Genomic DNA, 20,550 nt, shown 5'->3' with positions numbered 1-20,550 from the left:
AGGAAAGCATCGTTCCCTTTATGCGGGACGATGCTTTTTTTGCGGAAATATGCGCGAAAATGACTCTGCTATAGCTCCATATTTTTTCTTACGATAAGCGCGGCTCCAGTGGCCACAGCATCTTCCTTCAGTACCCCCTTGGAGAATGAAGGAATATGGTCGGGATAGCAATAGCTGTTCCTCAGCGCGATCTGTATGGCGGATTGATAGAATGGCTTGTAAGCATTGACGAGCGCGCCGCCAAGAATGATTTTCTCGGGATGAAATATGTTGATCAAATTGGCTAGTCCGACTCCAAAGTAAGAGGCGGACTTCATGAAGAGCTGAGTGACGTAGGCGTCCTGTTGCGATAAGGCCTGCAATAGCGTATCGAAGCTGATTCGCCCTGGATCCATGTTATAACTTTGAGGCAAGTTATTGAGACCAAGCTTGGCATCGCCTCGTGCCTGCTCTTCCAAAGCTTGTACGGACACAAACGCTTCAAGCGCTCCGTAATTGCCGTAATTCTGCAGCCGTGGCCCGTCTGTCTGAATGATCATCTGGCCGATCGAGCCCTCCATATCGATGGAGCCGTGCACAATCTGTCCGTTCGACATCATGGCGGACCGGAGTCCGACTCCGGCATGGACATAGAGCATATGCTGCAGGTTCTTCTCGCGCAGTGCCCATTGCTCCCCGATCAGCGCTGCGTTCGCGCCAGTCTCAAGCACTGCGGGAATACCGGTCGCCTGCGCAATCATCTCGCAGATAGGCACATTCGTCCAGCCTCTTGCCGGAAAATTCAGCGGGCGAAGGATCGTTCCTGTAGAGCGCTCCAACGGACCGACGGCTCCAATGCCGATTCCGGCTACTTGCCGCCGTTCGAGCTGATGGTCATTCAGGATGGAGCGAATATTCTGAGCGACATGCTTGGTCAGCTGCTCGGGCGTCATCGCTTCGTCCATGCGCCAGCGCGTGAACGATTTGGGATTCATCTTCATATCGAAGAAGCCGAGAGATGACGTTCGCCTCGATAATTCCAGGCCGAAGAAGTAGCCGTAATGACTGTTAATCTCATAGAGAATCGGCCGGCGGCCTCCGCTAGAGGGTCCAAGTCCGGATGTGACGAGCAATCCTTCCTGAACCATTTCGTCGAGTAAGCGCGTCAGCGTGCTGTTCGTAAGCTTAAAAGCCGAAAGCAATTCCGCCTTCGACATGATATCCTGCTCAGCTATTTGATTATATATAGCGCTCTTAGGCGAAACGAATGCATTTTTACGTTGTTTGTCCACGTTCGATCCCCATTTTTCGTATCAGCGTACTTATAATTGAGATCATTATAACGTATATCAGATTTGATTGAAATATCGCTTTGCTTCTTAGAATAAGATGATTCCGGCAATTCCTGCGGCAACAATAACCGTGAATGGATGCACTTTATATTTGATCAAGGCGAAGGCGGATGCGCCGCAAATTACGAAAGTCATTATTGTCGCCCAGCTTGGAGCGAAGGCTTTTCCTGATTGGAGGCCCAAATGGATGGCCGCATATGCGATTAGTGCGACAATAATCGGCCGCAGTCCGTAGAATGAGGCTTTCACCCACTGATTGTTATGAAACTTATAGAAAAATGCCGCAATAAGCACAATAATAATTAATGACGGTATAATAATTCCTGCTGTGGAGGCAATGGCGCCTGGGATGCCCGCAATATGAAAGCCGATTAACGTAGCGCTGTTTGTGGCAATAGAACCAGGACCCATACTGGCAAGAGTGACGATTTCCTGAAACTCGCTGTCCGTTAGCCACGATTGCGAGCTCATTTGATGTTGAATCATAGGAATGACCGCATAGCCGCCGCCGAAAGAAATGAAGCCAATCTTGAGGAAAAAAAGAAATAATTTGAGCAGCATGGTATCGCCTCTAATCTAAATGAAATGTTCTAAATATAATATTCGAGATATACGGCGTCCTCCCGTTTTTGCGGTGTTTCCTTCTCGGTTCGAACCTTTAGCCCCAATAACATCTTAACCGTAATGTTGACAACACCGATAAGAAGACCTGACAGAATGGCATAAATAGGGTTGATTTCCGTGAAAAGCAGCACAACCAATGTCGCAATAGCGATAATAACGGTGGAGAGATCGAATAGGGACGTCTTCGCCATTCGGTATGCGGCGCTGAGAATCAATGCGATAACAGCTGCTTGAATCCCTTTCATGGCTGCGGCGACTTTTGGGTTGCCGTCCAAATTCATATATAGAAAGCTCAGCCCCAATATGATGAGGAAAGTAGGCAGGGTAATTCCAATAATCGAGATGACAGCACCTGTAATGCCGGCCATTCGGTAACCGATAAAAGCGGCGGCGTTAACGCCGACACCGCCTGGAGCCGAACCCGCTATCGATACCAGATCGCTAAGCTCTTGATCGTCAAGCCATCTGCGCTTCGTGACGGTCTCGTGTTCGATCAAGGAGATCATGGCATATCCGCCTCCGAAAGTAGCGGGACCGATTCGGAAAAAGGTCCAGAATAAGGGGAAGAGCATTCTAAGCTGTTGTAACATCGTTCCGATCTACCTCCTCGTATCTTCATTATCTATTATAACAACTAAATTCCAAAATGGAATAAAGTTTTTGTTGGTTTTGAGTAGGTTCAAATAAAAATTAAAATATATAGCTGGTTTCAAGAAATATTACCCGATTTGAATGAACGATGAAGAAAAGTTAATTCCAAAACGAAAATAAGATGGTAGAATATAAATGAGCTAACCTATTTGCGAGAGGGGATACGGTTGTGGAGCATATGAAATCATGCTGTGCGGCATCGAGAGCTTCAGAGCACTTGCGCAGAGTGGATCAAGAAGCATCGGTTTCAGAGCTGTCGCCTTATGATAAATTGAACATGGCAGAAAGATTGATACACATCGGAGGCGGTACCTTCGACATGGGGACGGATTCGGCAGAAGGCGTCCCGTCAGACGGAGAGGGGCCGATACGCAAAGTAACCGTCAACTCATTCCGCATCTCGCCTTACGCCGTGACGAATGCCGAGTTCCAATCATTTGTCGAAGCTACGGGTTATGTTACGGAAGCAGAGAGCTTCGGCTGGTCCTATGTTTTCCATTTGCTTGCATCTGACCAGGTCCGCGAGCAGGTGAAGGACGTGCCGCAGGGGGTTCCGTGGTGGCTGGTTGTGGAAGGAGCGTACTGGGCAAGGCCTGAAGGCAAGGATTCTTCGATCGTAGACCGGATGGATCACCCTGTTGTCCATATTTCCTGGAATGATGCGAATGCATATTGCAAGTGGTCGGGAACCAGGCTGCCTACCGAGGCGGAGTGGGAATATGCGGCAAGGGGCGGATTGGCGCGCAGAACCTATCCATGGGGCGACTTGCTTAAACCGGATGGGAAACATATGTGCAATATTTGGCAGGGCAAGTTTCCGGTCAAAAATAACGCCTCAGACGGATATATCGGCACAGCGCCGGTGCATGCCTATGAGCCTAATGGCTACGGTCTATATAATGCTTCAGGAAATGTGTGGGAATGGTGTGCGGATTGGTTCAGCCCTGGCTACCATAGGCAGACTGCGGATCTGAACCCGTTATACTCGCAAGAGACCGGAAGAAAGTCAATGCGCGGCGGTTCTTACCTGTGCCACCGGTCGTATTGCAATCGTTATCGGGTCGCGGCCAGAAGCTCCAATACACCGGACAGTTCTACGGGAAATTGCGGTTTTCGCATTGCTGCCGACGTGTAGGGTTTTTCAAATGCAAAAAAGCGGCGGTTAAGGATGGAATCCTTGCCGCTGGAAGCAGATCAAAAAGGAGCGTACGCTCCTAGCGCACACTCCTTATGCTGCAATTTATGACATTAATGTCCCCATAAAATGCTCCTGAAACCGCTTGGCGTCGACACTCGTGCAGACGTTGACGTTCGGCTGGTCCGTACAGCGCGGGCGCAGGTCGGCTACGGTTCTGCCGTAGGAGTGGACACCCTCCAGGTCAACCTGGAGAACCATCGGCTGAACCGCGACCAGGCTCGGATCGATCGCAACGGCAACAGCCAGCGGATCATGCAGTGCACAGCCTGTCCGGTCGCCATAAGCTTGCCGATAGCCTTCGATATAGCAGGAGGTAATATCCGCCAGGAAGCCGGCAAGGTCTGAATTCAGTTCTCGCCAGCGCTGAATATCCTCCAGCTTAAGCTCTGTCTGCATCGTCACATCCAGTCCGACTAGCGTAATCGGGGCTCCGGATTGGAAGACGAGCTGAGCCGCCTCCGGGTCGGAGTACACATTCGCTTCCGCATGCATCCGGCGGTTTCCCGCCACCTCCACAGCTCCGCCCATTATAATAACCTGCCGCACCAGCGTTGTAATCTCCGGCGCTTGCAGAATAGCGGCGGCCAGATTGGTCAATGGGCCGACACAGATCAGCGTTACCTGCTTCGGGTATCGCCTGATCTGATCCACCATAAAGGCCGCCGCTGACGTTGATACCGGCTTGCCCGCCGGATCGGGGAATGCCAGATCGCCAAGCCCATTCTCTCCATGAAATTGAGCGGGATATGCCTCCTTGGAGGGATGGAACAGCGGGGCGGCTTCACCCATGGCGACAGGAATCTCGGTTGCTCCTAACCGCTCCAGCACATGGAGCGTATTGCGCGTCGCGCGGTCAACCGGCACGTTGCCGAAGCAGGTTGTGATCCCGATGACATCCAGATCCGAGGACCGGACGGCGTAGGCAATCGCCAGCGCATCGTCAACCCCTGTATCTACATCCAATAATATTCGGTGCATCAATCATGCTCCTCCTTCGTCTGACGGTTATGACAGCACCGTGCGAATGTAATGCTGCAGGAATGCCTCTTCACGGACGCGCATGCATACGGAGGCATTGGTCCGTGACTGCGGCGCTCTGAAGTCGACTAAGGTAGCACCTGAGGATAATTGTCCCTTTGTCTCTATATATACGTAATAATTCTCCATCTCCACAAAAGAAGCATCCTCGACGACAGCGATTGCCAGCGGATCATGCATCAGTCTGTTTTTGCCCTCATTCAAGCGTTCGCTTGCCTCAAAGCTGAATGTGAAGATATGATGCATGAATGCTTTTAATGCGGCCTGTTCATCCGTAAAGCCGTTCATCAGCTCATGAAAATGCGTTTCGCCGAATTTAGCCTTGCCGGTCACGTCCAGGCCGACCATCGTAATCGGAATGCCGGATTCGAACACCCGGTGCGCCGCTTCAGGATCGCCATGGATGTTAGCCTCAGACACTGGCGTTGTATTGCCTGGCACTTTGACGGCGCCTCCCATCAGCACCAGCTTCGCCTTCTGTGCAATAGACGGGTCCTTGGCGAGCGCGACTGCCAGATTGGTCAGCCTGCCGGTGAATACCAGCGTAATATCATGCGCTTGTTCCCGCACCTTTCGAACGATGAAATCGGATGCTCTCTCGTCCACCAGCGACTGGCCCGACTGGGGCAGCTCGTATCCGGCAAGGCCGTTGGCTCCGTGAATGGCGGTTACGTTCTCGCGGCGGGGACGAAACAAAGGAGCGTTCGCACCCATAGCAACCGGAATATCGTAACGGGGCTGGGCCAATGCCAGCACCCTAAGTGTATTGTCTGTCGCTTGCTGCACATCCACATTGCCGAATACAGTGGTGATGCCTTCTATATACAGCTTTTTGGATTTAACGGCATAGATGAGCGCCAGAGCATCATCCACGCCGGTATCCACATCCAACAGGATGTGCTTTACCTGCTCCATATCGTCACTCCTTACACCCTTACTTATGCTTGGCAAGCTCGTCCGCGAGCTCTGGTATCGTCAGGATATTGCCGCCGATACCCAGGGAGTAACTGAGCCTGCTAATATGCGGCTGCTTCAGCATCGCCTGCTCCAGGACATCAAGTTCCCAGAAGATAGACCTCTTGTCGTCATCCGCAATGACCCGGCGGTTCGCCATGACGATGACGCGCTGGAAGTTGTTCACGACAAATTCCATATCATGCGTGATGGTGATAATGGTTTTTCCTTCCTTGCTTAATGTCTCAATGAGATGAGACAGCCGCTCCATAGCGGGAATATCCTGGCCTGCTGTAGGCTCGTCCAGAATGATGACACTGGAATCCATCGCTATGACGGAGGCAATGGTGACGAATTTGCGCATAGAGTAGGGCAAGTTGTAGGGATTGTCCTTCAGATAGGGGACGACCCCGGCCAGCTCCGCCGCTTTCATGACGTTCGCTTTGACCTGATCCTCCGGCAGACCCAGCTTGCGGGGGCCGAATTCAATCTCGCTGTACACATCGTTATGAAAGATCTGGTCATCCGGGTTTTGGAACACATAACCGACCTTTCTCGATATTTGCGCGGTTGTATAATCCCGCGTGTTCCAGCCATCAATGAGGACGTCACCTTCGGAAGGCTTCAGCAGCCCGTTCATCATCTTAACCGTCGTTGTTTTACCCGCGCCGTTCTGTCCTACAATGGCAACCGATTCGCCTTTTTTGAAGCTCATGTTGACTCCATCCACTGCTTTGTAGCCATTCGGATAGGCAAAGGATACGTTCGTCAAAGTGAGGAAGCTCATGCTTTAACCTCCTTCTTCATCCAAGCCTTCACGGCTTCGATCGCTTCTTTTTCCGTTAACGGAATCGTGCCGAGATCCATCCCGCGCTTGCGCATTTCCAGGCCGAACATCGAATATTGAGGGAGAGCGGCCCCGAATGAAAGCGAGCGCTCATCGGTAAGAATCTCTTTCGTATTTCCTTGCATGACCACTTCACCCTCGTTCAGAAGGATGACGTAATCGGCATATTCGGCAATCAGCTCGATTTTGTGCTCGACGAGAATGATGGTTTTTCCTTTCTTCTTCATCAGCTCAATAATCTTGAACACTTCTTCCGTCCCCTTCGGATCCAGCTGTGAGGTCGGCTCGTCAATGACCAGCACATCCGGCTCCATGACGATAATGGAAGCGAGGGCAACCCGCTGCTTCTGGCCGCCGGAGAGCTCGAACGGGTTTTTATCCCGCAAATAGCCGATTCCAAGCATCTCAATAACCTGGGCTACCTTTTCCCGGATAAGCTCGGGCTCCATGCCCAGATTTTCAAGGCCAAATGCGATTTCTTCGAATACGTTATCCTTTACGCCGCTAATTTGGGTAAAAGGATTCTGGAAGACATAGCCGATTTTTTGCGAAAGCTCGCCCAATTCCCACTCGCGGATATCCTTGCCTTCGATCAGCATCTCGCCGCGCAGATCCCCTTTGTAGAAATGGGGGATAAACCCGCGGATGACGTTGCATAGGGTTGTTTTTCCGCCCCCGTTGGCGCCAACCAGCGCATACAGCTTGCCTTTCTCAATGGTTACATTCACGTCCTTGAGCGCATCGGTCTCGCTAATGGGGTATTGGTAGGATAAATTCTTGATCGTAATCATACTCATAGCGCAACTCTCCAGACGATTAGGATAACAAGCAGGACAAGCAGCAGAATTTGAACCAGCCGGTCAAGCTTTGTTTTCTCCAATTTGTAGATGCTGCTTTTCTTCACTTTGGCTGAGAAAGCCCGCGATTCCAGCGTTAATACCCGTTCCTCCGTGCTTGCCACCGAGCCTAGAATAAGCGGACTAAGCGTTGGTATGAAAGCCTTCATGCGGACAAACAGCTTGCCTTCGGTCTCGACGCCTCTTGTTTTTTGCGCATCCATGATGACATGGGTCAGCTTTTTCATCTCCGGAATGAGCTGCAGCGTGGACAAGATCACATAGGTTACCTTGGACGGCAAGCCCACCTGTTCCAGCGAATAGACCAAATCCTTTACTTTGGTGATGCGGAAGAACAGAATGAACGCCGATGCTACTGCTACGATTTTGGATGTCAGGAACAGGGCGAATTCCAGGCCTTCCCGCTTGATGGAGAAGATGCTCCAGCTCCACATAATGTCTTTGCCGGGATAGAAGAAGCATTGCAGAATAAAGATGAACACAACAATCATGAGCAGGGCCTTGACCGCCAGATTGGAAAATTCCTTGAAGCTGCCGGCGAAGTAGGCGAGCACCATGCAGATCGGCAGAATGGCGTAGCTGAACCCGTAGCCGGGTACGATAAAGGCAGCCAAACATAATGTGATGGTAATGAAAAACTTGGTTGTTGGATAAAGACGGCTCAACATGGACCGTTCATTATTCACAAGAACCCCTCCTTCTAAAGAGCGCAACCATTACTGGCTATACGTCATTTCTTTTTGATGAAAATAGCGCCGTAATTCAGCTTGGACAAATATCTCGGCGACATCTTCATCACGATGGCAAAGGCAATGAGATTGGTGAGGATTTTATCGACGCTTTCCACTAGAATCTTGGTTGAGAATACCGCTGTCCATATTTGTTGTCCCGAAGCCAGGAATGTCGCGACCACGGCATCTGAGGAGTTGCCGGTCGCGCCGCCGAACATCAGCACCTGGATTGGAGATGCAACGATCAATACGGTCAGGACGACGGCTAATGAAGCCAAGATGACTTTCCACAGCTTCGTATACATCCCTTTCATCGCCAGCACGCCGACTACCAGGCCGACGGCCATCTGAACAGGTGTAAATGCGAACGAGACCGGGTTCGTTATTCCGACTACGAGATTGGTGCTTGCGCCCGTAACCATACCGACCCAAGGGCCGCCGATCATCGCGGTCAGAATCGTTCCGATGGTGTTCAGATAGATCGGCAGCTTGAGCAGCAGCACAATTTGCGCACCGACAAAGTTGATTGCGATACCGATTGGAATTAACAGAATGGCCAACAATGAAAAATCATATTTAAGTCCGCGTTTGATTCCCATCGCTTTTTCCCCCTAGGAGCATATTTGGCATAAAAGAAACCCGTTAAAGCGCGTCTTTTTGAACGACTATTCGTCTGTCAAGATCGTATGAAGCGCTACTTCCACCATGTCATGGAAGGACTTCTCGCTGTCTTGATGAGACGAGCGTTCATTGGTCAGCAGATGGCTGCCTACCGTTAATATGGACAGAGCCCTTACACCGTACTTGGCGGCCAGCGTGTACAGCGCAGCGCTTTCCATCTCCACCGCGAGCACGCCGAAATCCATAAATTTATGAAGACGGTCCAGCGTTTCCCGGTAGAATTCATCTGAATTATAGATATTTCCGACGTGGACATTGACGCTTTTCTCCTGAGCCAGTTGATGGGCCTTGCTTAACATCCCATAGTCGGCGGTTGGAGCGTAATTGCAGCCATAAAATATTTTTTCCATCAGATTGCTGTCTGAAGATACAGCTTGGGCCAGTACGATATCGCGGACCTGTAGCTCTTTTTGCATGGCGCCGCATGTACCGATGCGAATCAGCTTTTTGACACCGTAATCCTGAATCAGCTCTGTTGCATAAATGCTCATGGTTGGGTTGCCCATTCCTGTGCCTTGGACCGACACTGGAACTCCTTTATAGAGTCCGGTATACCCGTACATGCCTCTCACTTCGTTGTAGCAATGGACATCCTCCAGGAAGTTCTCTGCTACAAACTTTGCCCGAAGCGGATCGCCGGGCAGCAGCACGCGTTCTGCGATATCTCCCAATTTTGCTCCCAAATGTATACTCATGTTGCTCCTCCTGCTGGCCTCCTTCTTAAGAAAGCGCTTTATTATCTTGCTGTCTCCATCATAGTAAGAATCGGCGGGAGAACCAAGACCAGAAAGTTACGGAGCTTAACGGAAAAATGCAACCATGAGGTCTCATGGCTGCATTAGTTCCTTGCGTATATTCTCCAAATCCCGTTTAGTCGGTATGGTGGAAATGATGACCACCGGTACGGTATTCAGCTCAAGTGGGAAGGTGCTGATCACAAAATCAATGCCGTGCTTCTGAATGATTTCATCGGAGAGCCCCTCCATAATGGAGGTGTTAATGATCAGCTCGTCCCCGATTTCATTCTTGATAAGCTTAGCTACGTAATGGCGGATGGAGAATTCGCCGCCGATCAGCAGGAACGCTCTTTTGCTCTTGTAGCGCAAGCTGGAGATGATCAATAGCGTCAGCTTCGTCAGATGATAGTCATTGTACAGAATGTCGGGATACCGCAGGCTCCACTCCTGCATGCAGCTCCTGACGCGTTGGTACATGGGGCTGCATTCTTTCTGGACATAGTCTGTCAGGTTGCTTGTTGAGATCGCGATCATCCCCGGCAGCACATTCTCCAGCCGCAGCTTTTCGAAGAATTCCCCGACTTCCCAGATGAACCGGTCATTCATATCTATGGCAGGGAAAGCGGTAAGCGCCAGCATCAGAAAATGATTGACGATTTGATACTTTTCCTCTTGGATCTGTACGAGATTGGTTTTCTCCATCGCAATCATCGTGCTGATTTTCGCATCGTCATAATAGTTGTATTGGCCCAGGCTGAACATGGCCTGAAGAAACCGGATTTCGTCCATCGGCAAATGAATGGAATACCGCTGCTCCAGCGCGCGGGCAAGTGCCGTGACGGAGGAATGGAGCATGCTGCTCTCCCAGTCGTATTGGCCCCTCGGAACGTCTGCATATTTGCCCTGCAGCACTCTTGTCATAATGATGGCGGCCAGAAAGGACAGGCTCCGCTTGGCATTGAGGAAATACACGATATCATTCTCCGACTCGATAGTGGTGATGTATTCGTGAATTTGAGCCTGATCGATGCCGGGGAACGGCCAGCCGGAAAATTCATAGGCATCGTGATACAGCTTCCAATAAAAATAACGGATATTCATTTCGTTGCCTTTGACCTCAGGCATGGAATACGCGATGCGCAGGTGATATCGTTTCAATTCATGATTGTTGAGCCGGATAATCAGTTTCTTAAGCGAGGAGGAGCTCATATACAGCTTGTCGGCGAGCTCTTCCAGTGAGCTTTGGCCCCCTTCGGCGAACAGCAAATCGAGCAGCTGATATAAGGTTCTCTGCCTGTACATGGATGAGATGACTTCACCGATCGCGACATTCCGTTTCTCATAATGGAGTATGACGCCTTTGCCGCGGGAAATCTCAATATGAATCGAAGGAGGAAGCTCCTGCACCGTTTCGTCAATAATTTTACGGATCGTTTTGTCCGATACGCCAAGCTGCTCTTCGATTTCGGCCAGTGTAAACCAGCGATATTCCGAATCGAGCAGGATCAGCAGCTTTTGCGTCAATGTAAATTCCTTTTCCATGGTCTGATCTCTCCTTCCTGAAAGAATCAGTAAGATGAAGTCGTCTCTTAAGTTGATAGACCTAAGTATGGGACAGAATGCGCGTATTTATAAATATTTCCTTGAAACGTTCATGGGGTGAACGCTTCAAGCGCTCACAGCTGGACGAGCATCCTTATAGGTATCGTAATGGGCTTTGCCGTTTTAAGCAATCGGTACATGCAATTCTTACCGATCTTATAAGGGCTGGATACATAAGAAAAAATATTAAAAGAAAAAGATAAAAGGAAATGGAGGAGGGATTTGTATATAAAAGACGAACTTAACAAGAGTATTTTACTCCATTAAATATTGCTGATCGCTAAAAAGGGGAAGAAGAAATGTTAGACGTTGCAAAAACCATATTTACTTATGCAGGGATTCCTGGTGCAGTTATTGCAATATTAAGCACTATTATAAAGTTTGGCCCATTAACGTTTCTGACCTCAACAAACCTCGAGAAGAAGCTGTACTCAAAAGAGAAGAAAGTCGCGCATGTGATGTTGAATGGTCTTGTACAAATTATGCTGTATACGTCAATCATGCTGTTTTTAACTTATTTTATAGAGGCGGAGTACAACGAAACTCTTGGATATGTGTGGGTTATAGTAGTGATATTTATACATCTTTGGGTCTTGTGGAATGTAGAGATAAGGGGAAAAAAGCTATTGTTCACTGGAAAGTATAGAACCGTAAATATTATCGTTTTTCTTTTTTTGCTTTTCTTTTTTGTTCCTTCCAGCATTGCGATGCCTGCTTATTTAGTTGGAATAAAAAACTATTCGAGATTAGTTAGTGATCTAGATAAACTAGGAACATTTATAGCATTAAGCATAGGTTACGCCTTCTTTTCTTTATTGTGTATGTCGATGTTTAAAGCTGTTTTCAATTATATAGATTTGAAGTCGATAAATCCTAATTACATTAATGAAGGTCCGCTCTATATTTGGCTTGAAACGGAAAAGTGGTATATCCATCGTGCCACAGATAAAAATAGAATCTTGTTGGGGAACAGCAGCACTTTGAAGGATAGCAGCAAGTATAAGTTCATAGATAGATCCGTTATTCTGGGGAGCACTATTTATACCGAGAAAGACACGGTCGAGGAAGCGCCGGAGTATAGAATATAAATTGCGATACTTAAAGAAAGGGACTGTCCAAAAGCGAATAGTTATGCCACACGGTTAATCGTTAAGGGGAGTCCCTCAGTTATCTAAAGAGGGGACCTTATGGGACAGCCCCGTTCTTTTTACCGTCCCAATGACTTCAAAATCTCCTCTGAAATCCGATGAGTTGCTTTTCGATAGCAATGAAGCCTATGAGCTGTTCGCTTCGATTCAGCATGGCTGCACTGTTGCCTTGATGACTTGTCGCCCCGACGACTAGATGCCTCGATGCCTTGCTGCCATGACGCCTAGATGCCTCAATGCCTCAATGCCTTGACGCCTCGACGCCTCGATGCCTTGATGCTAAGTTGCCAACGTAACGGAAGTGACAGCTCTTATATCCTTCCAAAACGCGATTTTGAAGTTATAACGGAAACAGGCGACCTTATTAGCGGCAAAACCGCGATTTTACTGGATTTATCGCTAAATAGCATCATCTGTTTCCGTTAGAATGAAAATTCACGACAATATGCCCAATTAAGGTCGCTCATTTCCGTTACAGCATGGATTTAATTACAAGCCGCTGTTCGACAAAGGATATTGGTGCCTTGAACAGGCCAGGAAGCGACAAGCACCAGAGGTTAGGCGGAGGACAGCGATAAATGGTGGACGCAGCTTTATCCGTCACGCTTAGAATTGCTGCGATTGAACAAGCAGCAGGCCTTAAGACGGCTGAGGCGATATTTGAAGCTGCGCAAAGAGTGCTGAACCGGGGAACCTACTACATCCGATAAAATTCAAAGCCGACCTCAGAAGGGTCGGCTTTTTCGCGTTGAATGGATTCCTAATAAGGAAGCTTAACGGTAAATATCGTTCCTTGTCCCCGTGTGGTGGCTGCTTTGAGCGTCCCTTGATGGGCGATTACGAATTCCTTGGCTTTGGCAAGTCCAAGCCCCATGCCGCCGCTGTTGCGTGCGCGGGCTTCATCCGTTCGGTAGAAGCGGTTGAAGATAGACTCAGCTGCTCCGGCTTCATGCCTACTCCAGTGTCGGAGACAGAGATTTCAGGAAGTCCTTATTCCCGATACGACGATCCTCTAGCACAACTCTGACAGAGCCGCCCTCTGGCGTGTAGCGAATCGCGTTAACCAGCAAGTTGAGCAGCACTTGGGTCATCCGGTTGGCATCAAGCTCAATCCTTTGTCCGCTTGCAAGATTCTCCAAAGTAAGGTCAATGCGATTCTCTTCTGCATCCGGCCCCACATGCTGCATCACTCGCTGTATGAGATGCTTTTTGCATCTCAGAGCTTATGTAACCAGCATACCGCCATCCACAGTAAGAACGGTCCCTGTTGTGTAGCTGTTGTTCATCAGAAATAAGGCGGCATCGGCAATATCCTCTGGCTGCCCCATTCGCTTCACGGGCAGTTGTTCGGTCAGATGAGCGAGCACTGCCGCTTTTTTCTCGCCGAAGATGTTGTCCAATAAGGGTGTATCGATAGCGCCTGCGCTAATCGTATTTACCCGAATAGGGGCAAGCTCAAGCGCCAGAGTTCTGGCTAATGATTCGACAGCCGCGCCCGATGCTGCCGCAACAGCGCTGCCGATGGAGGGCCTTACGCTGGATGTGCCGGACATAAAGGTGATGGAGCCGCCGCGATGCATCTTAGGCGAGGCATATTTTGCCGCAAAATAACATCCCCAGAACCTGCTGTCGAGCGAGCTTCTTAGCTGCTCGCTGTCGCTCTCCAGCACAGCCCCGGTCGCTACCTCTGAGGCTGTTACGAATACATGGTCTACAAGATCCATTGAATCGAACAACGCCTTCATTTCGTCTTCATAGGCGGCATTCACTTCATGCGCAGTCACATCGCCTCCGATGGCTTGTATAGCGTCCAGAAGCTTATTCCTTGATCGGGCAGCGATATGTACCGAGGCCCCTTGTTCGCAAGCCGCTTTGGCGGCTGCAAGTCCAATGCCGGAGCTTCCTCCGATGATCACAACCCTTTTGCCGGCCAAAAAATGCTTCATCTAACCATGCCTCCTCATCATATGCTCGGATATTTTGATCCGGGCCCGATACAAACGCGATTTCACCGTGCCGGCAGATACCTGAAGTTGCTGGGCAATCTCTTGGATGCTTCGGTCATATTTCACATCAAGCACGATGACCTGCTGGAATACATGCGGAAGCATCAGCACGATTTCGCAAATTTCGTCTTTAAGGTATGAATCGAAGTAAGTATGCTCAGCTGATGGATAATAGTTCAGGGCCAGCTTGGCTTTTGTAAGGATGGAGTGCTGCGCGGACTGCTTTTGCTGCAAATCTTTGGCCGCATGCTGGGCGATTTTGAATAGCCATGTTTTGAAAGAAGCGTCTCCCCGGAACAAGTGGATATAGCGATACGCTCTTAAAAAGGTTTCTTGAGCTATGTCCTCAGCTAAGTCCCGGTTCCCGCACAGGAAGAGAGAATAGCGCCTCACATCTTGTTCATATGTTCTTACCAGTTCATTGAAGCACAGGGTTTCTTGCTGCAAGTGCATCCCTCCTTTAGCCCATTAGACTGCTCATCGCGCCAAAAAGTTCCCTTCCCCTAAAGGCAAATTTATGATTATATGAGTAGAGCATAACATCACGAAGGAGCATAGATACCATCATGGCAACGTTCTTCTTAATTATTATTTATTTGGCATTTATTAGCCTGGGGCTTCCGGACTCTATGCTGGGGTCCGCATGGCCTGTCATGAGACTGGATATGGATGCGTCGCTTGGCACGGCAGGCGTGCTGTCTATGGTTATTGCCGCTTGTACGATCGTATCCAGCTTGTTGAGCGGAACGGTGCTTAGGCTGTTCGGCACAGGGAAGGTTACGCTGATCAGCTGTATTCTGACGGCAGGGGCGCTGGCCGGATTCTCATGGTCGCCATCCTTGATTTGGCTCGTCCTGTTCGCGATTCCGCTGGGGCTCGGCGCAGGTTCGGTCGATGCCGGTCTGAACAGCTACGTCGCCGCCCATTATAAGGCCCATCATATGAGCTGGCTGCACTGCTTCTGGGGTGTCGGCGCATCGCTGGGGCCGATTATTATGGCTTCCTTCATGGCAGGCGACAATCTGCTGTGGAGACAAGGCTATCTGGCTGTAGCGGGCATTCAGCTTCTGCTCGTCGTTATATTGTTCGTCACGCTTCCATTATGGGATAAGGTGGCGAAGAGTAGCAGGGTCCAGCTAAGCGCTCAGGAGGGCCAGCAAGAGCATGAAGAAGCGGCCGCTGGGGCTTCCGTTTCGGTCAAATCCTGGCGTGTAAAAGGCGTCAATCTGGCTCTGCTCACCTTCGTGTTTTACAGTGGCGTTGAAGCCAGCGTAGGCTTGTGGGGAAGCAGCTTCTTGGTTAATATCAAGGATTTGCCTGCGGCTACTGCGGCTCAGTGGGTTTCCTTGTTTTATGTAGGGATTACGGTTGGCCGGATGCTGACTGGCTTCATTACGTTTAAAGTGAACAACCGTATGCTGATTCGGTACGGCCAATGGGTCGCATTGGCTGGTACGGTGCTGTTGATCCTGCCGCTCCCGTCCATCGTCTCGCTCGCCGGATTGATGGTTATCGGCCTCGGACTTGCGCCGATCTTCCCGTGCATGCTGCACGAGACGCCAGCCCGATTCGGCAAAGGCCATGCGCCGTCCATTATCGGCTATCAGATGGCTGCAGCCTATACAGGCACGACATTGGTGCCGCCGTTCCTCGGCTTGCTTGCGTCTAACTCGACGATTGGCATCTTCCCGATGTTCATTGTTCTGTTCGCTGTTGCGATGATTCTGTGCACGGAGCGTTTGAATTATTTTGTAAGAAAAGTGCGGGTTGGTTAGACGAGCTTCACTTAGCGTTACGGAGTCCTCCATGTTTAAAACATAACCATTCGGGTAAAGGCATAACATACCCAGTACAAGGGCTGTACAGGTCCACGACCAGGATGGGATACAAACATTGGAGGCTGCCTATGAAGGGGATATACGCTTGGCTTAATTTGATCGGGTTTCTCGGCATGATTATCGTCAATTTCTTAGCGAACAAGCTGCCCATCGGCGGCAAGACGACCGGCGAGATATCGGCCCAGCATCCGGTGCTGATTACGCCTGCAGGCTACGCATTTTCCATATGGTCCATCATTTATATGCTGTTGTTCCTGTTCGTCATCTATGGTTTTACGAAGGACGGAAGGGCCAGCGGCAGGGTGGCGGCAATCGGTGTGTTTTTCTTTCTGTCTTGCTTGTTCAATATCGGCTGGCTGTTGCTTTGGCATCATGAGCGGCTGACGAGCAGCGTATTTATGATGTTCGCTTTGCTGATTACGTTAGGTATCGTCTATAGCAAGATCAACAGTGCCAAGCCGGCGCGGCATGCAGAGAGATGGTCGGTCCGGCTGCCGTTCAGCATCTATCTGGGCTGGATATGCGTAGCCTCAATCGTGAACGTGGCAGTTGCGCTGTCTGCTGGCGGGTGGGACGGATGGGGCCTGCCGGATACAACGTGGGCGATCATTATGCTGGGTATTGCGACTGTTGTCGCTTTGGCACTGGGGTTTAAGTATAAGGACATTGCCTGCATGCTGGTTTTCATCTGGGCGTTCATTGCCATTGGCATCAAGCAGCAGGCTTATCCGACGGTGGCTTATACAAGCTACGCTTTGGCTGCGCTGTTGGTTCTCGTTGTACTGTTCCTTGTCGTGAAATTGGTGAGGGGCAGAGGGACGGAGACGGCGTGACAAGTACAGATGAGTATTATTTGGCAGTATGTGTAACTTAATTGATCCGAGTTGTGTTCCTATATTGAGTACTTAAGAACAATGACGGTGGCTATGAAGTCACCGTTATTTTTTGTATATTTTAGTAAGTCAACTGATACAGAAAGGAAGCATCAGTATCGTTAAGACATGCGATAGCTCCACCACATATCAAATACAGGAGACGCATCGTACCCGTTTTTGAGTTTATTTAAGTACTTAAACTAGTCAAATTTTTAATACAAATATATCAATATAGCCACATAGAGCTATTTACAAAAATGGTATTTATGGTAATTTATAGATGTGATTATCGATCTTTTTAAGAGGGAGCGATAGAGAGTTAGACGTTTGGCAAGCAGTAAGATAATAGAGTACTAAAGGAGGTATTATTTATGAAGTTTAAAAAGCTCAAGCTCTTATTGGCGGTCACAATGGTTTTCAGTTCATTGAATATTTTAGCGGTGCACGCGTCGGAGAATTCATCTGACAGAGGGCAGTATCAAATCCAAAAACAAACAGAGGGTAAAGAGCTTTCTTGGGATGTAGAGCCGGGAAGCGAAATATTAACCAAAGTGTCTATCGGCACGAACGAAATTAATTACTCATATAACAATAAGAACAATCGAATCGCCAAAAAAACGGATAATAACCAATTTACTTATACTTACGATGATAATTCTAATAATCTTGTCTCTGAAACAAGAGAAGCATTACAGATCAATTATCTTTACGACGACTTTGAAACTATTACAGGATTTATACTGAACCAAGAAACCTATTACTATATTAAAGATAGCAATTTCAGTGTCATTTCCATTTTGGATGAGAATGGAAAAGAGGTGGCTAAATATGAATATGATTCGAACGGAATTGTGTCATCCATTCTTGGGCAAGGCCCGGATGGTAGTTGGGTGGATCGAAGCAAAGAGCGTGACTTTATCGGTACAATCAATCTCATTCGACTATACTCCTTGTACTACGACGAAGAAACCCAATGGTATTACAACGGGTTAAGATACTATGACTCTGTAAAGAATGAATATATTAAAGGTGCTAATAAGCTGCCTTCCCTTCCGTTGGATGAGGTATTGATGAAAAATAACGGAATTATTGCTCCAATGACCAACTATCAGTTGATTATGCAAATCCAGCAATGTCAAACGGACAGCTTGAATAGCAACACCTTCGGTAAAGCTTTTAACACTCACAGTACAAATTGGTATAGCAACTTAAGTACTCTTGAACTGTTAGCTCGATTGTTATATGCGGAAAATACGCTTAATCCCATTGACCAGTATTCGGTCGCATGGGTCATCATCAACCGTAAAAATGCCAACCAAACTAAATTTGGTGGATCAACGTATCACGGAGTAGCTACTAAATCAGGACAATTTCAACCTATTACTGGAAGTGACGCTGATAAGACGAAGCATGCAAGAATTCCAAGCACGAGTTCGAACCAATGGCAAACGGCTATCTGGTCAGCATGTACCATGACGTATACTACCAGCACGATGGACTACGATAACTTGATACCAAAAGGACACGGAATATCGAACCACCTTTATTTTGTGGGCTTGAACTACTATATGCTATCATATGTCGGCTACAATAAGACACCTGTTGGTTCTGGGATACGCATCGATATGGGAAGCGGGGTTGGTATCGTCGATATGAAAAATGTAGTCATCGTTTATGATACAACTTCTTCATATCAGAATCCGCCCCAAAAATCTGCTATTGAATCACAATCACAATTGGACGACAGCAGCAAACGGAACAGGCATAATATCTTTTTCAATATATAAACTGAAGAACTGGAGTGCATAAAGTGAAAAACAAATGGCGAACGTTCTGCATTCTGATGTGTACTGCGCTACTCTTGTCTTCCTGTTCTGTAACCAAACCTAATAGTCAGGAAGAAGTTGAATTGAATAGGAGTATTCTTCCTGATGGTTACACCGTTGATGCTATTAAAAATGCAGTTATAGAATATGCCAATTATCGAATGTGGACTAGTCGGGACCATATTAACGAGACTGTTAGTGAAAAAAGTTTTGAGCCTTTCGTTGGTCAAACGATTGATGTAGACGTCCGAGTATATGCCGATGAAGCAGGGGAGGAGACGGTGTATGCCCACACCAATAAGGCGGATTGGCTGATCGTGTTAAAGCGGAAAGTGGACATTGTATACGGAGACGGACAAGTGAGCGAAGGGGAAACGAGCTGGCCGAAAGGGAAGTGGGAGTCCGTGGCTCAATTTCCAATTTCGATCGAGAAGCCCCGTAAGCCAAACTATGGATCATCTCCACGCAAAGACCAGATGATTGCTGCGGCAGAAGCTCAGTTAAAATACTATCTATGTGAAGACTTCGTCCGAGGAGAAGGCGGGGAGAAGTGGATTGGCGCTACAGCTTACCTAACTGATTTCTTTGAGTATGAGGAGGGCGCTTCGGCTTGGCTGATCCGAGACGATGGATATGCTGCCTATACACCGCTTGCTTTCGTCGAGGGAAACAATACCTTCAAAGCAGTAGGTGTAAAGGGCTTCTCTTTGGAAAATATACACTTGCAAGACCCTGGATTTACGTTTCAGCAACAGATCAAAGACACTGTTCTTAAGTTTACTTGTGAATAGACCAAATGCCAAAAGGGCTGTTCCAGCAGATGATCTGCGGAACAGCCCTTTTGTGATTCAGCTCGACTACCGCGCCCCAGCTTGCTCCAAGCTCTTAATCATCTCTTGATAGCCGTGCTTCTTCGCATGCTGGAGCGGGGTGACGCCTGCGGAGTCGCCGAGATTGACATCGGCTCCGTGCTCAATCAGCAGGTCGACGATACGCTGGTGACGCTCGCCCCCGTCGCCTAGTATGACAGCCTCCAGCAAAGCGGTCCAACCCAGATTGTTCACATGATCAATGTTCACATCAGAGGTCGTAAGCAGCTCCTCCACGATCTCGACATGACCCCGGTCAGCGGCGGGGATGAGGGCCGTGCCGCCGAACCGGTTGGTCAGCGTCGTATCCGCGCCAGCTGCGACAGCGGCCCGGACGAACGGGAGCAGCCCTTCGGCTCCCGCATAGAGCAGCGGATTGTCGGAGCGCTGGTCGCGGACATTGATATCCGCTTCATGCTGGACAAGCAGATTGAATACGTCTAATTGATTCGAATGGACGGCGATCATGGCGGATGTCCGTCCTTTCGCATCGGTTGCATTCGGATCGGCGCCATCAATCAGAAGCTTGAGGACCGTATCCTGATCTCCTTCTGCGACTGCGTTCCATAATGACTGATTCTGGTTAAGGTTTCCCACATCATTCACCGTCTGGGAGGATTGCGGCTGGCCTTCCGTCTGAGAGCCGCGGCCGCTCTGGCAGCCGGATACGGTCAGGGCTAGGGCTAGCAGGATCAAGACGCTTATTCGCAACATGTCCCATCCTTTCTCTCAAGATT

The 20,550-nt window shown here is 48.9% G+C and carries 22 protein-coding genes and 1 pseudogene; 7 read left to right on the top strand and 16 right to left on the bottom strand.

The features are described 5' to 3' along the window. Nucleotides 1-68: 68 nt before the first annotated feature. The 3 genes from D3P09_RS12800 to D3P09_RS12790 all read right to left on the bottom strand — a co-directional run bounded on the left by D3P09_RS12800 (nucleotide 69) and on the right by D3P09_RS12790 (nucleotide 2,545). Nucleotides 69-1,271 carry an ROK family transcriptional regulator gene (locus tag D3P09_RS12800; protein ID WP_243644118.1) on the bottom strand — a complete coding sequence of 401 codons (1,203 nt, stop codon included), beginning with the start codon at nucleotides 1,269-1,271 and terminating at the stop codon, nucleotides 69-71. 87 nt (nucleotides 1,272-1,358) lie between these two features. Beyond that, entirely contained in the window at nucleotides 1,359-1,892 is a 534-nt protein-coding gene (locus tag D3P09_RS12795) for a chromate transporter (RefSeq protein WP_120110302.1), read from the bottom strand. A gap of 29 nt (nucleotides 1,893-1,921) precedes the next feature. Further along, nucleotides 1,922-2,545 (bottom strand): chromate transporter, encoded by a 624-nt coding sequence (locus tag D3P09_RS12790; protein ID WP_120110300.1) that lies wholly within the window; start codon nucleotides 2,543-2,545, stop codon nucleotides 1,922-1,924. A gap of 359 nt (nucleotides 2,546-2,904) precedes the next feature. Between D3P09_RS12790 and D3P09_RS12785 the strand changes: the two are divergent. Further along, nucleotides 2,905-3,741: pseudogene (locus D3P09_RS12785) on the top strand (formylglycine-generating enzyme family protein); the annotation flags it as partial. 105 nt (nucleotides 3,742-3,846) lie between these two features. Here D3P09_RS12785 and D3P09_RS12780 read toward each other — a convergent pair. From D3P09_RS12780 to D3P09_RS12745, 8 genes are all read right to left on the bottom strand, one after another. Then, nucleotides 3,847-4,782, bottom strand: coding sequence for a nucleoside hydrolase (locus D3P09_RS12780; protein ID WP_120110298.1), 936 nt, complete (start codon nucleotides 4,780-4,782; stop codon nucleotides 3,847-3,849). A 27-nt stretch (nucleotides 4,783-4,809) separates the two neighbouring features. Further along, complete coding sequence (locus D3P09_RS12775; RefSeq protein ID WP_120110295.1) at nucleotides 4,810-5,757, bottom strand: nucleoside hydrolase; 948 nt, start codon at nucleotides 5,755-5,757, stop codon at nucleotides 4,810-4,812. Nucleotides 5,758-5,776: 19 nt separating this feature from the next. Next, entirely contained in the window at nucleotides 5,777-6,583 is an 807-nt protein-coding gene (locus D3P09_RS12770) for an energy-coupling factor ABC transporter ATP-binding protein (RefSeq protein WP_120110293.1), read from the bottom strand. Beyond that, complete coding sequence (locus D3P09_RS12765) at nucleotides 6,580-7,440, bottom strand: energy-coupling factor ABC transporter ATP-binding protein (protein WP_120110291.1); 861 nt, start codon at nucleotides 7,438-7,440, stop codon at nucleotides 6,580-6,582. Before D3P09_RS12765 ends, D3P09_RS12770 begins: the two co-directional genes overlap by 4 nt. Continuing rightward, nucleotides 7,437-8,186, bottom strand: a complete 750-nt coding sequence (locus D3P09_RS12760) for an energy-coupling factor transporter transmembrane component T (RefSeq protein WP_120110289.1) — start codon at nucleotides 8,184-8,186, stop codon at nucleotides 7,437-7,439. Before D3P09_RS12760 ends, D3P09_RS12765 begins: the two co-directional genes overlap by 4 nt. Nucleotides 8,187-8,230: 44 nt before the next feature. Beyond that, a complete protein-coding gene (locus D3P09_RS12755) occupies nucleotides 8,231-8,830 on the bottom strand; it encodes an ECF transporter S component (protein WP_119803156.1) in 600 nt (199 codons plus the stop codon). A 66-nt stretch (nucleotides 8,831-8,896) separates the two neighbouring features. Further along, nucleotides 8,897-9,607, bottom strand: coding sequence for a purine-nucleoside phosphorylase (deoD, locus tag D3P09_RS12750; protein ID WP_120110287.1), 711 nt, complete (start codon nucleotides 9,605-9,607; stop codon nucleotides 8,897-8,899). Between the two features lie 132 nt (nucleotides 9,608-9,739). Continuing rightward, nucleotides 9,740-11,191: an AcpB/EbpR/MafR family transcriptional regulator gene (locus D3P09_RS12745; protein ID WP_120110285.1), complete on the bottom strand. Its 1,452-nt coding sequence runs from the start codon at nucleotides 11,189-11,191 to the stop codon at nucleotides 9,740-9,742. A gap of 359 nt (nucleotides 11,192-11,550) precedes the next feature. Between D3P09_RS12745 and D3P09_RS12740 the strand changes: the two genes are divergently transcribed. Together D3P09_RS12740 and D3P09_RS28325 are read left to right on the top strand one after the other, a co-directional pair. Continuing rightward, on the top strand, nucleotides 11,551-12,339 hold the full coding sequence (locus D3P09_RS12740) for a hypothetical protein (RefSeq protein WP_120110283.1): 789 nt from the start codon (nucleotides 11,551-11,553) through the stop codon (nucleotides 12,337-12,339). Between the two features lie 638 nt (nucleotides 12,340-12,977). Then, nucleotides 12,978-13,109 carry a hypothetical protein gene (locus D3P09_RS28325; RefSeq protein WP_279387126.1) on the top strand — a complete coding sequence of 44 codons (132 nt, stop codon included), beginning with the start codon at nucleotides 12,978-12,980 and terminating at the stop codon, nucleotides 13,107-13,109. 50 nt (nucleotides 13,110-13,159) lie between these two features. Here the strand turns inward: D3P09_RS28325 and D3P09_RS28480 are convergent, their stop codons facing one another. From D3P09_RS28480 to D3P09_RS12720, 4 genes are read right to left on the bottom strand one after another with little or no spacing between them, the layout of a single operon-like run. Next, the gene (locus D3P09_RS28480) at nucleotides 13,160-13,327 is read right to left on the bottom strand and encodes an ATP-binding protein (protein WP_120110281.1); all 168 of its coding nucleotides are present in this window, start codon (nucleotides 13,325-13,327) and stop codon (nucleotides 13,160-13,162) included. A 25-nt stretch (nucleotides 13,328-13,352) separates the two neighbouring features. After that, nucleotides 13,353-13,589, bottom strand: coding sequence for a hypothetical protein (locus D3P09_RS12730; protein ID WP_133305000.1), 237 nt, complete (start codon nucleotides 13,587-13,589; stop codon nucleotides 13,353-13,355). A 33-nt stretch (nucleotides 13,590-13,622) separates the two neighbouring features. Continuing rightward, complete coding sequence (locus D3P09_RS12725) at nucleotides 13,623-14,345, bottom strand: SDR family oxidoreductase (protein ID WP_120110277.1); 723 nt, start codon at nucleotides 14,343-14,345, stop codon at nucleotides 13,623-13,625. Then, complete coding sequence (locus tag D3P09_RS12720) at nucleotides 14,346-14,852, bottom strand: RNA polymerase sigma factor (RefSeq protein ID WP_165867417.1); 507 nt, start codon at nucleotides 14,850-14,852, stop codon at nucleotides 14,346-14,348. Nucleotides 14,853-14,971: 119 nt separating this feature from the next. Between D3P09_RS12720 and D3P09_RS12715 the strand changes: the two genes are divergently transcribed. The 4 genes from D3P09_RS12715 (at nucleotide 14,972) to D3P09_RS12700 (ending at nucleotide 19,735) form a co-directional block, all read left to right on the top strand. Beyond that, nucleotides 14,972-16,180, top strand: a complete 1,209-nt coding sequence (locus D3P09_RS12715) for an MFS transporter (protein WP_120110273.1) — start codon at nucleotides 14,972-14,974, stop codon at nucleotides 16,178-16,180. 131 nt (nucleotides 16,181-16,311) lie between these two features. After that, nucleotides 16,312-17,076, top strand: coding sequence for a tryptophan-rich sensory protein (locus tag D3P09_RS12710; protein WP_120110271.1), 765 nt, complete (start codon nucleotides 16,312-16,314; stop codon nucleotides 17,074-17,076). Nucleotides 17,077-17,489: 413 nt separating this feature from the next. Further along, a complete protein-coding gene (locus D3P09_RS12705) occupies nucleotides 17,490-18,905 on the top strand; it encodes an RHS repeat-associated core domain-containing protein (protein ID WP_120110269.1) in 1,416 nt (471 codons plus the stop codon). A 23-nt stretch (nucleotides 18,906-18,928) separates the two neighbouring features. After that, nucleotides 18,929-19,735 (top strand): hypothetical protein, encoded by an 807-nt coding sequence (locus tag D3P09_RS12700; protein ID WP_133304999.1) that lies wholly within the window; start codon nucleotides 18,929-18,931, stop codon nucleotides 19,733-19,735. A gap of 66 nt (nucleotides 19,736-19,801) precedes the next feature. Here the strand turns inward: D3P09_RS12700 and D3P09_RS12695 are convergent, their stop codons facing one another. Further along, nucleotides 19,802-20,527, bottom strand: a complete 726-nt coding sequence (locus D3P09_RS12695; protein WP_120110264.1) for an ankyrin repeat domain-containing protein — start codon at nucleotides 20,525-20,527, stop codon at nucleotides 19,802-19,804. Between the last annotated feature and the right edge of the window lie 23 nt (nucleotides 20,528-20,550).

Source organism: Paenibacillus pinisoli (assembly GCF_003605435.1).
In the GTDB taxonomy this organism is placed as follows: Bacteria; Bacillota; Bacilli; order Paenibacillales; family Paenibacillaceae; genus Pristimantibacillus; species Pristimantibacillus pinisoli.
This window is presented reverse-complemented; position numbering and strand designations above follow the sequence as displayed.